General features: G+C 66.6%; 12 protein-coding genes, 3 pseudogenes and 1 CRISPR repeat array. Of the genes and pseudogenes, 4 read left to right on the forward strand and 11 right to left on the reverse strand.

Going from position 1 to position 20,078, the window contains the following annotated elements; genetic code table 11:
* Positions 1-4 precede the first annotated feature (4 nt).
* Positions 5-776, forward strand: a pseudogene (locus ACF07N_RS35410) (transposase).
* A 598-nt stretch (positions 777-1,374) separates the two neighbouring features.
* On the opposite strand, the gene ACF07N_RS35415 reads toward ACF07N_RS35410, so the two are convergent.
* Together ACF07N_RS35415 and ACF07N_RS35420 are read right to left on the reverse strand one after the other, a co-directional pair.
* Positions 1,375-1,638, reverse strand: a complete 264-nt coding sequence (locus tag ACF07N_RS35415) for a DUF6300 family protein (RefSeq protein WP_392120889.1) — start codon at positions 1,636-1,638, stop codon at positions 1,375-1,377.
* Between the two features lie 472 nt (positions 1,639-2,110).
* Positions 2,111-2,416: a hypothetical protein gene (locus tag ACF07N_RS35420; protein ID WP_392120891.1), complete on the reverse strand. Its 306-nt coding sequence runs from the start codon at positions 2,414-2,416 to the stop codon at positions 2,111-2,113.
* 460 nt (positions 2,417-2,876) lie between these two features.
* Here ACF07N_RS35420 and ACF07N_RS35425 point away from each other — a divergent pair, with 460 nt between their 5' ends.
* Positions 2,877-3,518 (forward strand): hypothetical protein, encoded by a 642-nt coding sequence (locus ACF07N_RS35425; RefSeq protein ID WP_392120892.1) that lies wholly within the window; start codon positions 2,877-2,879, stop codon positions 3,516-3,518.
* An 83-nt stretch (positions 3,519-3,601) separates the two neighbouring features.
* Here ACF07N_RS35425 and ACF07N_RS35430 read toward each other — a convergent pair whose 3' ends face one another.
* The 3 genes from ACF07N_RS35430 to ACF07N_RS35440 are packed head-to-tail and all read right to left on the reverse strand — an operon-like array spanning position 3,602 to position 12,096.
* The gene (locus ACF07N_RS35430) at positions 3,602-8,338 is read right to left on the reverse strand and encodes an RHS repeat-associated core domain-containing protein (RefSeq protein WP_392120894.1); all 4,737 of its coding nucleotides are present in this window, start codon (positions 8,336-8,338) and stop codon (positions 3,602-3,604) included.
* Positions 8,295-10,121 carry a UvrD-helicase domain-containing protein gene (locus tag ACF07N_RS35435; RefSeq protein ID WP_392120896.1) on the reverse strand — a complete coding sequence of 609 codons (1,827 nt, stop codon included), beginning with the start codon at positions 10,119-10,121 and terminating at the stop codon, positions 8,295-8,297. Before ACF07N_RS35435 ends, ACF07N_RS35430 begins: the two co-directional genes overlap by 44 nt.
* A complete protein-coding gene (locus ACF07N_RS35440; protein WP_392120897.1) occupies positions 10,108-12,096 on the reverse strand; it encodes an ATP-dependent endonuclease in 1,989 nt (662 codons plus the stop codon). Before ACF07N_RS35440 ends, ACF07N_RS35435 begins: the two co-directional genes overlap by 14 nt.
* Positions 12,097-12,280: 184 nt before the next feature.
* On the opposite strand from ACF07N_RS35440, the gene ACF07N_RS35445 reads away from it, so the two are divergent.
* Both ACF07N_RS35445 and tgmC read left to right on the forward strand, forming a co-directional pair.
* The gene (locus ACF07N_RS35445) at positions 12,281-12,898 is read left to right on the forward strand and encodes a hypothetical protein (protein WP_392120899.1); all 618 of its coding nucleotides are present in this window, start codon (positions 12,281-12,283) and stop codon (positions 12,896-12,898) included.
* Positions 12,895-14,095 (forward strand): annotated as a pseudogene (gene tgmC, locus ACF07N_RS35450) (ATP-grasp peptide maturase system methyltransferase). Before ACF07N_RS35445 ends, tgmC begins: the two are co-directional and overlap by 4 nt.
* Before the next feature lie 140 nt (positions 14,096-14,235).
* Positions 14,236-15,075: direct repeats of the CRISPR family, unit length 27 nt; unit sequence GAACACCCCCGCGTCGGCGGGGAGGAC.
* Between the two features lie 17 nt (positions 15,076-15,092).
* Here tgmC and cas2e read toward each other — a convergent pair.
* From cas2e to cas7e, 6 genes and pseudogenes are all read right to left on the reverse strand, one after another.
* A complete protein-coding gene (cas2e, locus tag ACF07N_RS35455) occupies positions 15,093-15,410 on the reverse strand; it encodes a type I-E CRISPR-associated endoribonuclease Cas2e (RefSeq protein WP_392120901.1) in 318 nt (105 codons plus the stop codon).
* Positions 15,410-16,317: pseudogene (cas1e, locus tag ACF07N_RS35460) on the reverse strand (type I-E CRISPR-associated endonuclease Cas1e). The gene cas2e and the pseudogene cas1e overlap by 1 nt, the downstream one beginning before the upstream one ends.
* A gap of 540 nt (positions 16,318-16,857) precedes the next feature.
* The gene (cas6e, locus tag ACF07N_RS35465) at positions 16,858-17,502 is read right to left on the reverse strand and encodes a type I-E CRISPR-associated protein Cas6/Cse3/CasE (protein ID WP_392120903.1); all 645 of its coding nucleotides are present in this window, start codon (positions 17,500-17,502) and stop codon (positions 16,858-16,860) included.
* Entirely contained in the window at positions 17,499-18,071 is a 573-nt protein-coding gene (locus ACF07N_RS35470; RefSeq protein WP_392120905.1) for a type I-E CRISPR-associated protein Cas5/CasD, read from the reverse strand. The genes cas6e and ACF07N_RS35470 overlap by 4 nt, the downstream gene beginning before the upstream one ends.
* The gene (gene cas5e / locus ACF07N_RS35475) at positions 18,068-18,892 is read right to left on the reverse strand and encodes a type I-E CRISPR-associated protein Cas5/CasD (protein ID WP_392120907.1); all 825 of its coding nucleotides are present in this window, start codon (positions 18,890-18,892) and stop codon (positions 18,068-18,070) included. Before cas5e ends, ACF07N_RS35470 begins: the two co-directional genes overlap by 4 nt.
* Positions 18,889-20,064, reverse strand: coding sequence for a type I-E CRISPR-associated protein Cas7/Cse4/CasC (gene cas7e / locus ACF07N_RS35480; protein WP_392120909.1), 1,176 nt, complete (start codon positions 20,062-20,064; stop codon positions 18,889-18,891). Before cas7e ends, cas5e begins: the two co-directional genes overlap by 4 nt.
* Positions 20,065-20,078 lie beyond the last annotated feature (14 nt).

The raw sequence follows: 20,078 nt of genomic DNA on the forward strand, positions 1-20,078 counted from the left end.
TGAAATGGCTGGCGTCATCACGGCTTCGGACCCCGCGTGGATATCCCCGTTCAGCGGGCTGAGCCCGAGGCAATTCGGCAAGCTTGATCACCGCGCTCCGGCGCGAGGGCGCCGACCCGGTTCGCAGGGGCCGGCCGTGGAGCCTGCCGCTGGAGGACCGGGTGCTGCTGGTGGCCGCCTACTGGCGCACCAACCTCACCCTGCGCCAACTGGCCCCGCTGTTCGGGGTGTCCAAGTCCGCGGCCGACCGGATCATCGACCACCTCGGACCAGCGCTCGCACCCCAGCAGCGCAAACGGTTCCGCACGGACACCGTCCTGGTCGTGGACGGCACCCTTGTCCCCACCCGCGACCACAGCATCGCCGAGCAGTCCAAGAACTACCGGTACTCCACCAACCACCAGGTCGTCATCGACGCCGACACTCGGCTCGTCGTCGCCGTCGGCCGACCGCTGCCCGGCAACCGCAACGACTGCAAGGCATGGGAGCTGTCCGGCGCCAAGGCCGCCGTCGGTCGAGCCACGGTGATCGCCGACGGCGGCTACAGGGGCACCGGCCTGGTCATCCCGCACCGCCGCGCACCCGGCCAGGCCGGCCTTCCAGCCTGGAAAGAGGAGCACAACCGTTCACACCGCAGGGTCCGCGCACGCATCGAGCACGCCTCCGCTCGCATGAAGACCTGGAAGATCCTCCGCGACTGCCGCCTCAAAGGTGACGGCGTCCACCACGCCATGCTCGGCATCGCCCGCCTCCACAACCTAACCCTCGCTGGGTGACCGGGGAACGACACTGGTCACCCAGCATGCCGCAGATCATTTACGGGACAACGCTTAGTTCGATGGTGGCGCGAAGGCGCAGGTCGCAGGTCCACAGATGCTCGTAGACGACCAAGCTATCTGCCGTGATGATCAAGTTGCTCGACACGGTCGGATGTACCTGCCGCTGATCGCGCAGCGTCATCGCGACACCAACTGCGTACTCAGGGTGCGGGCGAATGTCCCTCCGCTGGCTGTGGGATCGCTGCCGCAGAGGATCAGGCAATCTGCCGTAGGTGGAGGAAGCCATAGCCGGAAGCTTCCTGTCTCCTCAGATGCTCACCAGCACTTTTACATGGACGCGCCAGCGGCCTGCGCACGGGCGACGACCATGCGTCTCACAGCTCCCCGCCCCGCGAGCGCGGGCGGAACTGGCCGCACCAGCTCCCATGGACGCACCGCGCTCGCGGGTTCCCCGAAAAGGCGCGATCCGTTCACGACCAGCAAGGCTCCCTGCGCCGCACAGTCACCAGGGCCGATGAAGTTCACCTGTGACGCTACACTCTCCGGTGCGGCAGGCGCGTCATCCAACGCCCCCTGGGGCGGGTGGCCGGTAGGCCTACGCCTGCCGCACCTCACGCGCCCTGGCGTCAGCCGGGTCCGCGTGGAACAGGACGCCGGTGGGCCGCTGGGCTGGGTGGTGGTTCAGGCTGCGGGCCCGTGTCCAGCCGTGAGCGTGCATGGTCCCGGTCTCCCAGTCCTCAAAGAGCTTCGGCAGCGCCTTCGGGGCGCGGTCGGGGTCGCGGTGCCACTGGATGAACGCGCGGGCGGCGGGGCGGTGGGCGTCGCAGGCCGGGCAGAGTTCCATCCAGACGCCGGTCATTGGCGGGCCGTGCCGGTGCAGCAGGGGTTTCGTGCCTCAGCGGGAGCAGGGCCGGACCGGCTGTTCGTCTTCGTCCCGCGCGGGATGGAGCCGGGCGAGTTCTTCGTCGGGAACGTTGTCGAGGCTGCTGATCCGATTCTGACGACACCACCCGAACGCGTCCGTTGGATTACCGAACCCGCCACGTATTCCATCGGCCTGAGGCAGCTGTTCGCGGGAGGTGGTCATAACTGGTCTTCGTGCAGGGGCGAGGTACCCAGTACGCCTGCCCCGCACCGGCACGGCAAGACGCCCTCAGCGCAACGCGAAGAGCACACGCAGTGCAGGGAGGGGCTCCTCACCGACCACGGCCGACGAAGAGCCCAAGACCTTGTCTCTCCTGCCGAGTCGCCCTCGCATCCCGGCTCACACTCGCTCCGTACAACCACGTCCGCGTCGATCGGGACAGCCGTCAGACGGCCCCGTGCGGTCATCACCTCCAGGAGCCCTGGGGGTCACGTTCGGGCATGAGGCTGGGGTGGGCGAGTGGGCCGGTCGCCGCCTGGGCGAGCCAGTCGGCCCACCGGTTGATGAACTCGTTCAGGTCTCCCATGACGAGCCGGGCAAAGGGTTGAGCCACCTGGTGCATCATCGTCCCCGGGCTGACGGCAGCGCGGGATTCATGGTGAGGGTCGAACGCGAAGGGCTCCATGGTTCTGCTGGTGGCGTGCAGCGGGGTGTCCATGAAGGCGGTCTCGAACCACTGGCACTGGTTGCCCGTGGACGGACGTCGCGACAACGCCCTTCTTGTAGGTGTCGTAGACCTTGACGATCGGGTTGGGATCCTTGGGGTCGGGGGTTGCCGTCCATGTCGTTCGACCATTGGATCCTCGCGGCGGCGTACGCCTGGCTCTGGGTGTTGTGACGGCTCGAGGAGCCGCCGGCGCCCGCGGAGTTCTCCAAGGAGCGCTCCGCGTGCTGCTCGGGGGCTGGCTCGGGCGGCTGGGGGGGTGGTGGTGTGGTGGCCGGTCGCGGTGGCGGGCGGCGGGTAGGCCTGGACTGCGCGCAGCCCAGCTGCGATGATCGCGCCGAAAGCCGCACCGGTGCGGGTAGTGGCCGCCCGGTGATGACGTGGCGGAGCTGCTCCGCACTCCAGCCTGCTTGCAGCATCACGGCCCCGATCGGGCAGAGCCTTGGCCGTCAGCAGCAACTCCGGGCGACTTCCTCAGTGACCCCATCAATTGTGCCATAATGATTGCATGATTGACCCTTCCAGTATCGAATTGCATCAATTTCTGGCCGCATGGTACGGGCCACCCCTCAGCCAAGGAGTAACTACATCCCGCGAGTACCTGGCTCTACCGGAACCACTGCAAGGGTGGCATGCGCTCGAAGCAAGATGGCCCCAACCCCTGGTACGAAACAAGAAATTTCTGACGCCGGGAGAAATGGCCATCAAGGGCGGCAAGGTAGTCTTCATGACCGATCCAGGAGATGCACTTTGGGGTTTCGACCCTATCAGACCGGACACTGTTTACGAGGGACGACTCTATGGGGAGTGGAAGCGACTCACGGAAACCCTCGCGGAGTTTTTGGTCCACAATGCAATTAACGAAGCTGCCTCTAATGCGCCGCACACAAAGTCATGCGAGTCAGTGAAGAACGAGCACGTGAACCAAATCATCTCACCACTGACAGAAGTGGCCTTTGGAGAATGGCATTGGCCTCGCCCGGGCCATCGTATTTTCATGAGTGATGAAGTAATTGCAGACGTCGGGCCGGCAATGGAAGACCATGAGCCCTGGGGAGACAAGCCTGGATACAGTGAAGTTCAGGTTGGCGCTACGAACGCCTCCGCGCTCACCTATCTGGAAGATGTACCGGATACTGAGTGGTACTGACTGACTTCAATTTCACAGAAAGAAAAGGCCCAGCGCTTTCCCCAGACACCTTGATCCAGAGAAAGCGCTGGGCGCCCTTCTATCTACTTCCCGATGAACGAATGAGTTTCGACATCACCGAAGGTATTACGCCAGGTGACGCGCAGTGTTGCATCTTTCGGCAGCATCCTCGGAAGATGATCGAAGCAACGTCCACATATGTACGTTTGATCGATGTAAAGATGGGCGTTTGCCCAGCTCTTGTCACGCATCAGGGCAGCAGCCTGAGCCTCCGCATGGTGATAATTTGACGTGTTTGCTCCCGGCGGTCTTATATAGCCCCTAGGGAGATTATTCGCTCCAGAAGACAAAGCAACGGTGTCATCATATCCTTCCACATAGAGTGCCCCATTAGTGCCGCCAGGTTGCGTGAACTTCCTCGCCGCCGCCTTCGCTGCGGCGAGTCCTTCCTCATCGGTAAGTCGAACCCCTCCGCTTGCGGCACCATCGGCCTCACGAAACGCGCGCCCCATTTTATCCGAGCCGGAGTCGATCAACCCGCCGCCGGCTACGGCAAGTCCTGCGCCGCCAGCCACGGATGGGACACCCGCTACACAGAGGACACCCACTGCGCATTCCACAACCCCGGAAACAACAAGTGAGCCTCCTAGGGCGCCTCCGAAACCTCCCCCCACCGTTTCCAGGAGACCAGACCAGAAGTCTTGGTTTGACAGCAGACTAGAGAGATAGTTTCCTGCGTTGCTACTCGAGTCCCCCGGGCCGGTTTTGGGCTTGCAGATGAGGCCGACACCAGTGCAGGTGTAATTACCACTGCTGGTGCTACCGGAGCTATCGGCGCTCGCCGTTCCGCCGCCGAGGCCAACACTTTCGCGTGTCCCGTCGTAGGGGCCGTCGTAGGGCGGCGGGCCATAACGCTTGTCCGGCTTCTGGTGCCCCAGCTTTCCGCCATCGTCAGGCATGCAATGACCGTTGCCAGGGTCTATGCACAATCCTGTCGGATCGCTGGATGTGACGGGCGTGTTGTTCGCGTAGGCGTAGCCGTTGAGGGACTGGTGCTGATCGAGCACAAGTACTGGATCGACGCTGATGAACTGGCCGATCGATGGGTCGTACTCGCGGGCGCCAACGTGAGTGAGGCCCGTGGACGCGTCTGCCGGCTTGCCGAGAAAGGCTTTGTCGTCGGGCCATGCGTTCGCCTTCGTGCCCCGCACATCGCCGAAGGGCGTGATGTAGCGCTTGGTGACCCCGTATGTGGTCGCGTCCAGGGCAATGCTCGACGTGCCATGGTGGTCTGCGGCCAGGAAGTTGAGTTTCGTACCGGTGGTACCCGAGACGGCTGTGCGCACCGCGATGGTTTGGGCGTTGGCGGTGTAGTAACGGGTACCGGAGAGGGTCTTCGTTGTTCCCTTGATGGTGAGACGGACCTCATTGCCGCCTGGCAGATAGAGGACGGTGTCACCGTCACCCTCAGCCCTACGCAGCAGCAACTCGCCTGCCGGGTCGTAGAGGTAGGTGGTTTCCTTCGTGTTCTCGGTGAGCTTGGTTAGTTTACCTTCGGCGTTCCAGGTCAGCGTCTGCTGCGTCGTGGGGCCGCCTGGGCGGGATGTTGTGTTGCCACTGGCGTCGTAGGAGTAGCTACTGGCCCGGGCGCCGCTGGTGGCGTCCAGCGTGTGGGGCTTGTTGTCCTTTGTCGTGTCGTCGTAGGTGTAGTTGGTGGTTTGGTCGCCTGTCGACGTGTGCTTGGTTTCGGTCTTGCGTTGCCCCGCGGAGGTGTAGGTGTAGGAAGTCCAGTAGGGGGCGGAGCCGTCGATATTAGACGTCACGCGCCCTGTTGCTGCGCAGTCGGCGGTCTTCGGCGTCCAGGCTTCGGTCATGCGGCTGTAGCCGTCGTAGGCGAAGCACTGGTAGTCGGGCTTGGTGGTGCCGCCTTGATTGGTGGCGTCGAAAATGGACGTGACGTTCCCGGCGTCGTCCTGCGTGAACTTCAGCTCCTGTGGCATGTAGCCATGCACGTCGTCGGTGACCCAAGCTCGAGTGAGTCGACGTGTGCCTGACTCGTATGCCCAGTTGAGGTAGGCCTTTTTCGCTGAGTCTCCCGGGTCCATGCCAAGGGCGAGTTGGTTGAGGTCGCCCTGAGGAGAGAACCGCGCGCCTTGCAGATAGCCGGTGGTGCCGGTCGAACTGATCTGGTGGCCGGTCGAGTCGTACTTATAAGACACGGTCTCAGCGGGCAGACCGGCGACGGCTGGTGAGGCGTACTGGCTGGTCGTACCGTCAACGTTGTAACCAGTGCTGAACGACAGCGTCTTGGGAATGCCCGCGGTCACCAAGGGGTCCGTGTCGGGCAGGAGCAGTTGGCTACCGGTTGCCTGGTACAGCGCGTCGTACGAGGTAACCTTCTGGGTGTAGGCCTTTCCGGTCAGGCCTCCGTCGTAGCGGATGGAGCTGTCCGGCTGGCCCTTGGCCAGGGTGTCGAAGGTCCAGGCCGCGAGCTTGTTGGCGTCCGTCTTGGCGATCTGCCACATGCCTGTCTTGCGGCCGAGATCGTCGTATTCGTAGAGCAGCTTCTTGTTCGGGTCGTCGTTCGGGGTGGTGCTGATGACCTGGTCGAGGGTGTTGTACTCGGTAGTGCTCTTGCCCTTGTCCGGGTCGGTGGCCGTGACCTGGCGGCCTATCAGGTCGTAGGTGTAGGACCACTTGCTTTGGTCGGGTCCGGTGATTGTCTTCTGTTGGCCGGCCGGCGTGTAGGCGTAGCTGGTTGTGGTGTAGTCGGTGCCGGTGGGCTGTGCTCCGCCGTATTCGCGGCGTTCTGTGAGCTGACCGAGGGCATTGGTCACCGTGGCGGTTGCTTGGCCGCCTTTGGGGGCGCTGGTGCTGACGGTGTCACCGGTGTAGGACGTGGTGGTGGTCCAGCGGGTGGTGCCGTGTGTCTTGGTGACTGCTTTGGTCGGGCGGCCGCCGCCGTCGTAGGTGGTGTCCGTTTGAATCGGTGCCTGGCCGGCGGAGGTTTCTACTGGTGTGGACGCTGGTGTTGAGGTGCTGTCCCAGATGTCGGACTGCTGGCTGACAGCCAGGCCTCTGGTGTCGTAGAGGGCCAGCGAGATGAGGCGGCCGCCCTGCGGGGTTGGGGTCTGGGTCTGCCGGGTGCGCAACAGGGAGTCGTAGAAGGTGTAGGAGGTGTTGTAGCCGGAGCCGTCGCCCTTAAGGGTTGCGGTGGATACCCAGGACATGGCCGAGCTGGTGACGTTGTAGGCGTAGACGAAGTTCGGTGTTTTGTTCAGGACTTTGAGCCGGTTGGGCAGCCACACCTTGGTCAGGCGGCCGAGGCTGTCGTACTCCGTCTCCGTGACCTTGCTGTTGGGGTCCGTCACCTTCAGCGGGGCACCCGTGGCGAAGTCGACAGTGGTCGTCGACTTGTACAGCTTGGCGTCCTCGACGGCAGTCGCCGTCAGCGGACCCGCCGCTGCTGGGGTGTAGGTCGTTCGTGAGATTTGCAGGTCATTGGTGTTCTTGAGAGTGAGGGGACGGCCGAGTGTGTCGAACGTCGTGGTCGTCTGCTTTTGCCAGATGGGATTGTTGGCCGCTGTGTATCCCTGGACGCGGCCGGTCCACTGGGCCTCGCCCTTGGTCGGGCTCTGGTTCGAGGACCAGGTGGTCGAGTCGTAGGCGACGGCCGTGTCGGAGACGACGTCGCCGGGCCTGCTGGCGTCGGCCGGCAGATCCAGGGCGTCTTCCGTGGTGGCGCAGGGCTTGCTGGTGACGCGGGTGCGGGAGACGAGTGTGTTGATGCCGTTGGTGTCGTTGCGGGCGTACCAGAGGCGGGTGCATTTTTCATCGCCGTCGGTCGCGGTGTCGCCTTGGTCTTCGACGGTGGCGGTCATGCCGTAGTCGTCGTAGGTGGTTTTGACCGTGTGGATGCGGTCGTAGGGGTCGACTTTGCTGGTGATGTTGGTGCGGGAGTGGCTGGCTCCGGTGCGGACGTAGTAGGCCTCGATGTCCGCGTAGGACTTGTGCTGTGTTGCGGTGCGCTTTGACCAGGGATCGTTAATCGTGCCGGCGACTTCGGCTGTGCCGTTATAGGTGACGGTCTCGCGGGTGAATCCGGCGTACTGGTCGGAGTCGGTGATCGGGCCGGCTTTGACGCCGGAGACTTCTGCCGTTTTACGGCCGTCTGGGTCGGGGGTCTTGCCGTCCGGCCCCAGGACGCGGTCGCCGTGCATGCCGCGCAGGTAGACGGTGACGGTCTTGCTCTGGGTGCCGGTGGAGATGCCGGTGAGGTGAGTGACCTTTTCGAAGCCGCGCCAGATGGACCAGGTGCGTTCCTTGGTCGGGGTGAGCGGGTCTTCGTTGTAGTGCCAGGCCCCGCCGCCGGAGTACTGGTAGGCGTGCTGCACTGCCTCCGAGCCGCCGCGCGGGTCGGTGGTCTGCACTGAGCTCACGGGGTACTTCTGGAACCAGTCGAGAAGGGGTTCCTTCTCCCCGTTGGGAGACCAGTACACCGGGTAGCAGCGCTTGGTGTTCTGGTCGGCCTTGGGCATGGTCTGGCCGACGGCGCAGTCGGCGTCCAGGTAGGTGACGATGGTCTGCGCGCCGGTTTCCGAGGTGACGGTCTTCAGGCGTGGCTTGTTCAGGGGCAGGATGTCGTCGGTTCCGTCGACCCGATTGGCGTGCATTTCGTGCGTGAATTTGACGGGGTCCAGCGCCAGGTCGGTGCCGCGTTTGCCGGTGTGCTTTATTTCGTCCAGCCACAGCGACTGATCGGTCGAGTCTCCTGTGTCACCGGGGTCGAGGTAGTTCTGCTTGAGGGACCAGACGTCCACCGGGTCGAAGTTGGGGGTGGTGGCCGCTGCGTTCCATGCGTAGGTGGTGAGGGTGGTCAGCCGCTTGCGGGTGAAGAATGTCGGGCCGGTGTTGCCGGTGCACTTGTCGCCGTCCTTGCAGACCGCGTCGAACGGTACGTCCGGCCAGTTGTCCCGCGTGTTCTCGGTCAGCGAGTCGCAACCGGTGCCGGAGGCGAGGCAACGCTCCGCGTAGTCGAGTTCCCGACGACTTCTCGCCGCGCGCGAGGTCCTGCAGCACAAGATCCTTGGACCGGCACAGACCGGCCAGGTCGTCGAGGCTGCTCGTGTTGTCCTGATCAGGGTGTCCTGCGGCTACCTCGTCAAGAGCCAAGCCGGCGCGCAGTTGCTCCAGCCAGGTGAGGGCCGGAGCGTCGGCGGGGTAGAGCTTCCCGGGGTCGAGGCACTGTTGCAGAGCCCTGGGCAGGAAGAGCCGCGAGGGAGGCGGGGCGAGCTGAGCCTCGGTGCGCAGTGTGGTGAGGGCGCGGGCCAGGGAGGCAAGGGACGGCGCTTGCGCACGTCGCAGCATGTCGGCGCGGTCGGCGCCGGATGCGGCGTGGATCTGGTAGTTGGTGACTGCGCGGGCCGCGCAGCGCTGGACGAAGCGGGAAAGGCTGCCGGCGGGCAGCTTGTCGTCGCCCTCGTGCCGGAAGTCCAGCTCGCGTCGGGTGAGCTCACGGCGTACGTCGTCGAGCAGGCGACCGCGAGCGGGGTAGAGGATGGCGATCCGCTCAGGGCTGATGCCCTCACTCTGCGCCTGTTCGACAAGATCGCAGGTCACTCGGGCGTGGTCTTGGAGGCCGCCCTCGACCTGTTCGAGGTTCACGTCGCCAGGGGGTGCGCCTTCGGGGGCGAGGCGGCCTCGGTAATGTCCGAGGGCGGCTTCGGCGGCGGTGATGATGTCCTGGCCACTGCGGTAGTTGACCTCGAGTTCGAGATCACGGAAGTCCTCTCGGTCTGCCAGTTCGGTCAGGTACTTGGCGTCGGCACCGGTGAAGCCGTAGACGGACTGGTCAGTGTCCCCGACGGCGAAGACGGTGATGCCGGCCATGTCGCGCAGGGCGAGGACGAGCTCGTGAAGGACTCCGCCGAGGTCTTGGTACTCGTCGACGACGAGGTGGGGGAAGCGGGCACGCAGGAGGTCGCGGACATGTGCGTGCTCCCTGACGAGGTGCACGGCCCGGATGACCATGGCCTCGAAGTCGATCTCGCCTCGGAGGACGAGTTGTTCGTCGTAGAGGCGTGCGGCCTGGACTTCCCGCGGGTCGAAGCTGTCCAGGGCCTCGTTGCAGGCCAGGGCCCGGCGGATCTTGGTGTTCTGGGGCACGCGGTGCTGCGCGAGGACCTCGCTGATGCCGACCTGGTCAAAGCAGCGCTGCAGGAGCGCCTCGATGGCCGCCTTGCTGAGGACTTGTCCCGCTTCAGGCGTCGGCTGCCCGGTCAGGTGTCCGAAGGCGCGCAGAATCTGGTTCAGGCAGAAGGCGTGCACGGTGGAGCAGGTGATCCGCCCCTCGGCGCGCACGCCGCTACGGTGGACGCGGCGGCGGATCTCCTCGGCCGCCGGGTTGGTGTAGGTGATGCAGGCCACGCCGCGGAAGGACGAGATCTGCGTCTCGAGGACGTAGGCGATCCGGGCGACGAGGGTGCGCGTCTTACCGCTTCCGGGTCCGGCCCGTAGAACGACGTTGCCGTCGTGGAGAACGGCGGCCCGCTGCTTGGGGTGCAGACTGTCGAGCTCCGCGAGCAGGGTGTCACTGACCTGCATCACTACCCTGCCCGTTGACGTGTGGCGTCGTGGGGCCGGGGAACAGTGACGTTCCACGGGCCGCAAGGCTGATGTGTTCCATTGCTAGGAAGATGTAGGAAGCCGTGCCCAGGCGGCGCAGGGCCTGCTCGTCGAGGGGGAGGTTCCAGGGGGTCTGGGTTGCGGCTCGGATGCGTCCTTGCAGGTCGACCTGTGCGATGTGTGCGGCGAGGCGCTGTGCGAAGCGGCCCTTGCCGAGGGCGCCGATCCGCTTGAGCATCTTCTTCCGCAGCTCGGGGTCGACGGTCGTGTTCCGCTCGTTGGCGACCCCGCGGCTCACGTCGTCTCGCGCGGTGGAGTTGCTGTTCAGCTCCTCGAAGGCCTGGATGATCTGCTCGCCGAACAGAGAGCACAGGTCGGTCTCCAAGGTCTGGGCACCGATGTAGATGCCGTGGCCCTGGAACTCTGCCGCGAGGGGATCGCGGGTCGTTTGGTAGTCGGCTGCACCGACTTCCGGAAGAAGGGCAATCTGCTCCAGTAGTGCCTTGCCGCGGGACGCCTCCGGGTGGAGTTTCGCGCCCCGCTTGAGGCCAGCTTCCCGCACACCGCGCTTGTCGCCGGCGGCGTCTCCGTCGGTGACGACCACATGGGGGGTGTCAAGGCCCTTCGGGCCGAGGAGCGCCCGGTAGGGCTTGAAGTCGGTGCCATGGGCGCTGGCCACCACGGTGCCGTAGGCATCGAGGTCGAACCCGGCGGCTTCAGCCAGGGCGGGGAGGATGTACAGCTCGGCCAGTCCTTCGACCAGCACCACGGCGGAGGCGAAGAGGACCTCGGCACGGCTGACGTCGAGGTAGCGCTCCAGATCCTCCGCTTCCTCGTCGCTGACGGGGAGGGCGGCCGTGGTGGCGCCGGTCGTGCCGTTCTCCGTGGCGCGCAGCACGATGAAGGAGCGGACCGGGGCGACGGCGGCGATGTGCGGGCTGTGGGTGGTGAGGATGAGCGACGGCCCGGTGCGCAGCAGGTACCCGAAGAGGTGTCGCTGGAGGGTGACGTGGAGGTGGGCCTCGGGCTCTTCCACGGCGACCAGGGTGGCGATGAACTCTTCGTCGAGTCGCTGCTGGCTGAGGGCCTCGAGGAGCAGGCCGAGGTAGATGACGTTGGCGCTGCCCAGGCTGGTGTCGGAGATGCTCCTGCGGCGGGCCGTGTCGAAGAACAGGCGTACGGCGCGGATCAGTTCGTCCGGCTTGGAAGAGGCGAAGCCGAGGGTGGGCTGGACGGCCAGGCGCGGCCCGAACATCTCTCCCAGCCGGTCCGTCAGGCGCCCCTCCAGCTTGGCGACGTTTTCGTCCTTGGTGAGCTGGTCGACGGCGGTGGCGATCGCCGAGGCGGTGGCTTCCAGGTTCGCCGGGGCCAGGGGAAGACGTTCGAGGAGGTCCCGCATCGGGCTGCGCCGCCAGTTGTGCAGGTCTCCTTCGGCGTCGCGCAGGGCCGGCAGGACGCGCAGGGCCACTTCGCGGCGGATGGCGCGCACGTCGTTGGTCTCGCGGTCGCCGGCGAAGACGACGACGTCGTAGTCCTTCGCGGTCAGCGGCCGACTGGTGGGCTGCACCTGGGAGTCATCGGCGGTTGTTACTTCTCGACGCGGGGCGAAGCGGTAGGTCAGCCGGGCTACGTAGGGGTCGAAGTCCACCGTGGCGCTGGACAGGATGCTCTTGGCGTCAGCGTCGTCGTCGAAACCTCGCAGCTCGACCACGATGGTCACTTCGGCTCCACCGGCGAGGCCTGCGGGATCCCCTTCCCAGATGTCTTCCTCGCGCAGCATGCGCCGCGCGTCGGAGATGGACGGGTCGAGGACCAGGCGGATCGCTTCCAACAGGTTCGACTTGCCGACACCGTTCTCGCCGACGATCACCGCATGGGCGGGGAAGTCATCGACGACCAAGTGCCGGAAGTTGCGGAAGTTACGTATCTCGATCCGCGAAATGTGCAGGCCCATGCGTCCCCTTTGGCCATCTGATGCGATGTAGTGATTCATCATTCCAGGGCCGCCTGTGTCGGCGGGCGGTTTCCCGGCGTCCGGGAGCCTCCGTCCGCCTGATAGGCGATCTTGCCGTGCTCACAAACTCGGCGGAATCCTGAGCCACCTGCACAGCGCGGCGTACGTCAACCACCCTGGCGCCGTGACGGCAGCGGACTTCAAACCCGCCCAGCTCCAGACCGCTGCCCAGCTCGGGCTGGCAGTGCCGCCGACGCTGGTCACCAACGACGTGGAGCACGCCCGCGAGTTCGCGGCCGAGCATGGGCCGGTGATCTACAAGACGTTCCGCGGCCTGCCCCGCGACGAGGACGGGTGCGCCGGGGCCATCTGGGCCCAGCGCGTGGCCCCCGACACGTTCGACGACTCGCTGAAGGTGACCGCGCACCTGTTCCAGGCTGAGATCCCCAAGATTGGTGACGTGCGCGTCACGGTGGTCGGTCGGCGGGTCTTCGCCCAGCAGATCGCCGCACCGGACGGCGCGCTGGACTGGCGCCGCGGTGACTGGGACGCCCTCCGTCATGCGCCCATCGCCGTCCCGGCCGCCATCGAGGCTGCCCTGCACAGCTACCTGAACGCCTTCGGCCTGGTCTTCGGCTGCTTCGATTTCGCCCTGACCGGCGCCGGCGACATCCCGCAGGACTGGGTGTTCATCGGATGCAATCCGAATGGCCAGTGGGGCTGGCTGCCCGACGCCGCAGACATCACGACGGCGTTCGCCGACATCCTGAGTACGAGCACGGAAGGAGGCGGGGCGCGATGACGAGGCCCACCGAGCTGGAGACCGATGCCGCCCGGCTTCGTGAGGCGATGGCCAAGGCCCTCACCGAAGACGGTGTGCTTACCGATCCCGGCTGGCGGGCGGCAGTCGAAGCGGTGCCCCCGACACCGGTTCGTGCCGGCCTTCTACCTGCCCGCCGAAGAGCGCGACGGGCAGGGGCCGACGGTGTGGGAGCCGGTCACCGCCGAACTCGACTACGGCCGGTGGCTGGGCGCCGCGTACTCCGACACGACGCTCATCACGCAGTTCGACGGCGACGAACCTGATTGGAAGGCCCCGCTGGTACGGCACGGCGGGGCGCCGACCTCATCGTCCACGTTGCCGTCACTCGTTGTACGGATGTGGACGGACGCCGACGTGCAGGAAGGACACACGGTGCTGGAGATCGGCACCGGCACCGGCTACTCCACCGCGCTCGCCTGCGAGTGCCTCGGCTCCGCCGCAGTCACCTCGATCGAGGTCGACCCGCACCGGCTGGAACAGGCCGCGAGCGCGCTGTACGGCTGCGGCTACACCCCGACCCTGGCGGTGGCGGACGGACTGTACGGCTACTGGCCGGAGGCGTCTTTCGACCGGATCGTGGCCGCCTGCTCCTTCCGCGCCGTGCCGCCCGCGCTGCTGGCGCAGGCGAGGCCGGGCGGGAAAATCCTCCTCACCCTCTCCGGCTGGCTATACGGCTACGCCCGCGTCCTGCTGACCGTGAACGGTGACAGCACCGCCGAGGGACAGCTGCTGGGCGGCACCGTGTCGTTCATGTCCGCCCGTACGCACGCGGCGCCGGCGTTCGGCAACCCCGCCCACTGGGCCGCCAGGCTCCCGGAGACGGGACGGGCAGCCCGGTACTCACCGCAGCGCATCACGGCCGGGACCGAGGAAGCGTTTCACCTGAGGTTCCTCGCCCAGTGCGCCGTTCCTGACGCGCAGATGACGACGATCGGCGATGTCGTGCACCTGGTCGACGTTACGACCGGCTCCGCCGCCACCCTCACCCCGCACGAGGGCCGATGGGAGGTGCGCGAGGACGGCCCGATGCGGCTGTGGGAGCAGATCGAGCGCGTGCTGTCCGCGTACGACGAAGCAGGCCGGCCCGGGCCGGAGACGTTCACCCTGCACGTCTACGACGGCGGGCAGCACCTGCGGCGCCCACAGATGCCTGGCCTGCCGCTCCCCAAGCCCTGACGAGCCAAGGAAGAACCTCAGGCGCCCGGGCGGGCCGTCGACGGCTCCCCGCCCCGGCACCTGGCCGTGATCACCACACGCACCCGCTCGTACTCGTCGTCCGCGTCCCATCCGACGTCGCAATCACCGATCTCCCCTCCCAACACCCCCGCGTCGGCGGGGAGGACATCAGGGACTCCGGCGTCTCCGTCCGGCCGGTCGGAACACCCCCGCGTCGGCGGGGAGGACCCGGACGCCTTCGGCTCCTGCGGCTTCTCCGCCCGCACACCCCCACGTCGGCGGGGAGGACGCCGCCGGCTCGGGCTGCCTCGTGCGCGACGCCGGAACACTCCCGCGTCGGCGGGGAGGACTCACTCCGGTGCAGCGCCGTTGGCTGCGCACCGCCGCCGCACACCCGGAGGGCAGAACACCCCCGCGTCGACGGGGAGGACGCGATCTGCGCCCGGTCGGCCGGGTCCTTGACCGGAACACCCCCGCGTCGGCGGGGAGGACCCCGTACGTGTGGGGCGCGACCGGCCCGAACTCGGAACACCCCAGCGTCGGCGGGGAGGACTCGGTGAGCAGGCTCGTGTCCGTGGACAGCGTCGGAACACCCCCGCGTCGGCGGGGAGGACGCGAGGAGGCCCTGTCGGTGGGTGGCCGCACGCGGAACACCCCCGCGTCGGCGGGGAGGACCCCCGGAGGCGGATGATGAGGGTCTCCAGCGCCGGAACACCCCCGCGTCGGCGGGGAGGACCTCGTGGGCTCGCTGTCGGTCATACCGCGAGTCGGAACACCCCCGCGTCGGCGGGGAGGACTCGGCGAGGGTGGCGTGTGGGGTGCTGGCGGGCGGAACACCCCCGCGTCGGCGGGGAGGACGGCGACCATTCGACGGCTCCGGATCGGGGCCGCGGAACACCCCCGCGTCGGCGGGGAGGACGAACCCGCCGCGGAGCTCCCCACCATCCCCGACGGAACACCCCCGCGTCGGCGGGGAGGACACTTCCTGACCTGGACCTTAAGAGAGGGTTTGCCTTTCCTTTACTTTCGGTGCAGCAGTCATGCGGATCAAGGTAAGGCCGTCGAAGTCGTCGGGGATCCGGCGTCGGGTTCCTGCGGTGCGGATGGCGTAGCCCTGTTCCGTGGTGGCGGGGTGGACAAGGACGGCGGCGCCGTTGCCTACGACTTCGGTGACGGCGCGCCAGAGTTGATCGCGGACGCGGGCTGAGACGCTGCCGATGAAGATGCCGGGTACTACTTCGCTGGTCCATCGGCTGAGGGCGCCACGTAGGTGGTCGGGGACTGCGGTGGTGGCGATGACGACCATGGAGGGCATCAGGTGTCCCCGTTGGCGTAGTTGACGCCTGCTGGGAGGATTCCGCTCTTGGGGTCCCAGAGGTTAACCAGCTGCACGTCACGTCGTTCGGAGCGTTCCTCGTCGGCGTCGTCACCGGCTGTGGCCGCCTGGGGGTGGGGCGAGGTCAGCAGGGACTGGACGTCCTGGACGATACGGGGCAGGAGGCGCAGGAGTCGGAGGTCTTCGCGGAAGCGGCGGCGGGCTTGTTGTTCGGGGTTGTCGGAGTTGTGGAGGGCGAAGGCAAGGGGCAGGGTGACGTCGGCTTTGTAAAGATCGGCGACGTCGTAGACGAAGGCGTGTTGGGTGCCGGTGTGGACGTAGCCGAGGGCTGGGGAGAGGCCTAGGGCAAGCAGTGCGGCGTGGACCACGCCGTACAGGCAGGTGTTGGCGGCGGACAGGGCGAGGTTGACGGGGTCTTGGCTGTCCCATTGGCCGGGCCGGTAGTTGCGGCGGAAGCGTCCGATGCCGTGCTGCTGCGCAAGGATTTGTAGAAGGCTTTCATGCGCTGGCCTTCCAACCCGCGCAGTTGTTCCAGGGTGACGGATTGGGGCACCTCGGCGTCCTTGAAGCGCATCCGGTACATGCCGACGGCGATCTCGAGGCGCCGCGTGGGGTCAGCCCATGTTGCAACCTGTTGTTCGAGCCAGTGGGTGGTGAGGGAGTCGGGGAGGATGCCCGCATAGGCGCGGACGCCGCCCGCTCCGACGCAGACGACGCTGGTGCCGTGGCGGGCGAGGGTGGTCAAGGCTGGGGTGGTGATGGAGACGCCGGGGCCCAGGAGTAGGCAGGACAGGGCTGCGGTGGGGATGTAGACGAGATCGGTGCGGTGCTCGTCGATCTGGATCTGCGCGCATACTCCGGTGTCGTCCTGCACCACGCGCACCATGTCCAGGTACAGAAAGGACAGTGAGTCGAAGTCCTCCCCGCCGACGCGGGGGGTCCGCCCGGATCGCTGCACCACGCCATCGCCGCGCCCCGGGTGTCCCGCCCAACTTGGGTGGCGTGTGGGTACTGAGCGTCCTCCCCGCCGACGCGGGGGTGTGCCGTCGTTCTGCTCGTCCGTGAGCTGGAGGGCCGAGTCCTCCCCCACCACTGGGGTGCTCTGCCGACCAGCGACGCCGTCCCCTTGGCACTGCGGTCCTCCCCGCCGACGCGGGGGTGTGCCGTCGTCCCACTCGTACGAGTTCGCACCGTGGGGTCCTCCTCACCCACGTGGGGGGAGCCCCTCCCCACAGGTCGCCCCCGGCACCAACAGGGGGGACGGGGGACCGGCTGAGCGATCCGCATGCGGGGTCCGGACATTCTCCCTTCGGCGAGAAGGACGTCGAGGCAAACGAAGTACAGGAAGTCGGCGACGCCGGAGAGTGCAAGGCCAGGGCCGTCGCGGCCAGGCGCTTATGGGTCTGGCCGCTGTCCGAAGGTGGGCTCATGCGGCCGCGCGGGCAAGGCTGAGCAGTCCAGCGCCGTAAGACTTGGCCCGCCCGATGCCGACCAGGACGGCCTCGGCCAGGGCGTCAGGGTCGGTGACGGTGGCGGTGCCGTCGTAGCGCACCAAGTGGTGCCGCACGGTGGCGCCGTCGCGGCTGCCGTGCACCGCAGCGACCGGGGTGGGCAGCGCTGTGGTCAGCTGCAGTCCGGCCTCGTGGGCACGGCGTGTCCACCATTGGTCGGCGTCCGGTCCGGTGAGTGCGATGCGTTTGCCACGTCGGCCCTTGTTCTCCAGTGGCAGGCGTTCGGTTTTGACCGGGTTGACGACGATGCGGTAGCGGACGGCCAGGCCCTTCTCTAGGGCGTTGAACACGGGGGCGAGGTCTTTGACGTCGGCGTGGCCGTAGTCGTCGGGCAGGCGTTTCAGGTCGAGGGTGGCGGCCTGGACCAGGAGGGTGCTGAAGGTGTCGGTTACGTCGAGGCGGTACAGGAGCCCGGCCGCCTGCCGGGGACTGCCGCCCAGGCCGTCGGGGACCAGACGCATAAGGGTGCGGTGCATGTCGGTAGCATTGCGCAGGTCGCGCTGGACGGCGCGGCTGTGGGGATTGAGGCGGATGCGGGCGAGAGCCGCGCGGGGGCTCATGCGGCGGCCTCCTTCATGGCGTAGTGGACCAGCTTCGTTGGCAAGGTGTGAGGCCGGTAGCCAGGTGCCGGGAGTAGCGTTCCCTGGTGCGGTGGAGCTGGCGTCAGGCGTAATTGCGCCCGTGCAGGGCGAGGCAGAGGGGAATGGCGTACGCGGTGTGCACGTCTGCTTCGCCGGCCGCCTGGCCGGTCCACCCGAACGGTGAACTCCAGAGCCTCGTACCGGTCGAGTGCGGCTGTGTCCTGGTGGGTGATGCTCTGCGCCGCGGCAAGCGTGCCGAGTAGCCCGGAGCGTCTGGGGAGCGGGGCGGTGTCCCCGTCGGGGGTGAACGCCTTGCGTTCGCCTCGGGACTGCATCGGGCCGGCCAGCCGTAGTACGAGCCTGTTCGCGGCCGCGCTGTGGCGGAGCAGGCAGCGTCGATGAGGGTGTAGCAGGAGTCGTACGCCGCTTGGAGCGTGTCGGGGAACATCTGCACCATGCGCTGGCGCAGTCGGATGCCTTGCACATTGCCGCTCAGTTCGGCGGGCCTCGCGAGAGCAGGGCACGATGGGGTCCGGCCATGCAGTCACCGGGTGCTCCTTTCCGCCGTCGCGAAGTGGGTGTCGATGTAGCTCTGGAGCGTCTCCAGGTAGCGGGTGCCGAAGCCTTTGTAGGCGGCGTCCGGTAGGTGCACGGCACGCCGATACAGCGGCCGAGGCCGGTACTGGCGTGCCAGTGGTGCGAATGACATGGGCTCGTCGGTGACCTCGCCGCTGTGGTGATCCCCGTCGCCCTTGTCGGGGGCGTCGGAGTTCACGGGGAGCGCACCGAGCGGTCTGTCGCCGTAGAACTCAACCGGCTGCCGGCCGCTGCGCGGCCTCTTGGCCGCTAAGGGCAGCTGTACCAGGTGGCGCAGCGGATCTTCCCCGTAGCCCAGCAGGATCGGGCCTTCTGGCGGGCATGACCGGCGGCCGAGGAAGAGCGGCCAGTACGGGTCACGCAGGGCGGCGGCGCAGGCGTGTAGCAGCGCTTCATCATCGGACGTCAGCGCGAGGGTGAAAGCAGCGTCGGCTAGGTACTGGCGTCTGGATACCAGAGTGCCCTTACCCTCGGGGCGGTGTTTTCCGTCGACGGTGATCACTGTCTCATCGGCGGGCAGTCCACCGCCGACGGTGTGGAAGTCGGACAGTACGACACCGGGTCGGTCGACACGTACGGTCATCGACAGCTTGGTGAGGTCGTCCAAGGGCGCCTGGCGCCCTCGTCCGAGAGCTGCGGCTAGCATGCCCACGATGCCCGACCGGGTGGGGAATCGGGCTGTGTCACGTCGTGCGTACTTGCTGTGTGTGCCCCAGGACTGGAGTGGGCCTGCCAGACGCAACAGCAGCCCTTGGGAGGGGCGGTCGGTCACTGCGGGGCCTCGGCGAGAGCGTAGTCGACGGTTGCGGTGACGAGAGCCTTGAAGGACGAGTGGCGCTCGCCGAGGTGCTCGAGCTTGTCGAACTGGAGGGAAGCATGTGCCGCGTGCAGAACTCGGTCGGGGCCGAGGAGGGTGTTCGCGGCCTTGGCGTACGCATCGATGCTCTCCACGGAGCGCGCGACGAAGCCGCCGTGTCCGGCTGATCGTACGGGTTCTTCGAAGGCTGCGGCGAACGACAGCGGCCGGTCGGAGCGGACCGCCACGTGGACCAGATGCGGGATGGTGTGCGGGGCGGTGGAGTTCTTTTTCGCTTGCGGCAGGGACTCGATGAAGGAGAGCAGGAACTGGCCGGCGAGCTCGCGGGCGGCATCGAGTGCGATGTCGCTGTCATCGCTCAGATTCTTGACGAGTTCGTTGAGATCGACGGTGGCGAACCGGTAGAAGGTGCCGGTGCTGAATTCGGCAGTGCCCATGTGGCCACTGCCCGTTTCATCATCCTTCGCTTCGGTGACATCGTCGACAGCTGCGAAGTAGTCGAGTTCGACTTCAGTGGTGTGTGTGGTGAAGGCGTGCGCGACCTGGACGGCACCGTCGACATTGGCCTGGTCGACCTCGGTGAGCATGCGTCCGAAGAGGTTGATGACCCCGTTCCTTTTGACAAGGATCTTGTCGATCTTCCCTTTCAGGGCGCTTTCGGGCTTGTTCTTTCCTTTGCCGGTGAAGTCGGTCGTGAGCGCGTCCTTGTTGGCTTCGGCGATGTCGGCCAAGTCCTCGACAGCGTCTTCGGGAAGATAGACGAGCGCGTTGGTCAGGACCTTGTTCGTGATGGGTTGCTTGTCCTTCCCTTTGGCCACCTCCCACTTGATGCTGCTCCCCGCCGCAACATGCGCGCCCGCGCGTTCGGCGAGCGCCTTGTCCCACCCACGCTCGCGAAGCACCTCGGCGACCCGCTCGCCGATACGGCGTGTGCGCAGCGCGTTCTCGCCGAGCGTGTCCTGGAAGTGCTTGCGGGTGGCCCGCTTCCAGGACTGGCTGGAGATGCGGGTACGCAGGGCGTCGCCATAGAGCATGCTTTTTACCGAATTGGTGTCGTCCCGGTTCAGGTTCGCGTAGGGGACTGGTTGGACGACGTGGATGTCGATGAAGCGTGGCTTGAGGTTCATTGGGGATCTCCTGT

This window comes from Streptomyces sp. NPDC015242 (genome assembly GCF_043079125.1).
In the GTDB taxonomy this organism is placed as follows: domain Bacteria; phylum Actinomycetota; class Actinomycetes; order Streptomycetales; family Streptomycetaceae; genus Streptomyces.

Coding starts and splice junctions, on each gene's coding strand:
- ACF07N_RS35440 (WP_392120897.1), bottom strand. CDS start 12,096: ATGGGCCTGCACATTTCGCGGATCGAGATACGTAACTTCCGCAACTTC.
- ACF07N_RS35435 (WP_392120896.1), bottom strand. CDS start 10,121: ATGCAGGTCAGTGACACCCTGCTCGCGGAGCTCGACAGTCTGCACCCC.
- cas6e (WP_392120903.1), bottom strand. CDS start 17,502: ATGAGCCCCCGCGCGGCTCTCGCCCGCATCCGCCTCAATCCCCACAGC.
- ACF07N_RS35425 (WP_392120892.1), top strand. CDS start 2,877: ATGATTGACCCTTCCAGTATCGAATTGCATCAATTTCTGGCCGCATGG.
- cas2e (WP_392120901.1), bottom strand. CDS start 15,410: ATGCCCTCCATGGTCGTCATCGCCACCACCGCAGTCCCCGACCACCTA.
- ACF07N_RS35415 (WP_392120889.1), bottom strand. CDS start 1,638: ATGACCGGCGTCTGGATGGAACTCTGCCCGGCCTGCGACGCCCACCGC.
- cas7e (WP_392120909.1), bottom strand. CDS start 20,064: ATGAACCTCAAGCCACGCTTCATCGACATCCACGTCGTCCAACCAGTC.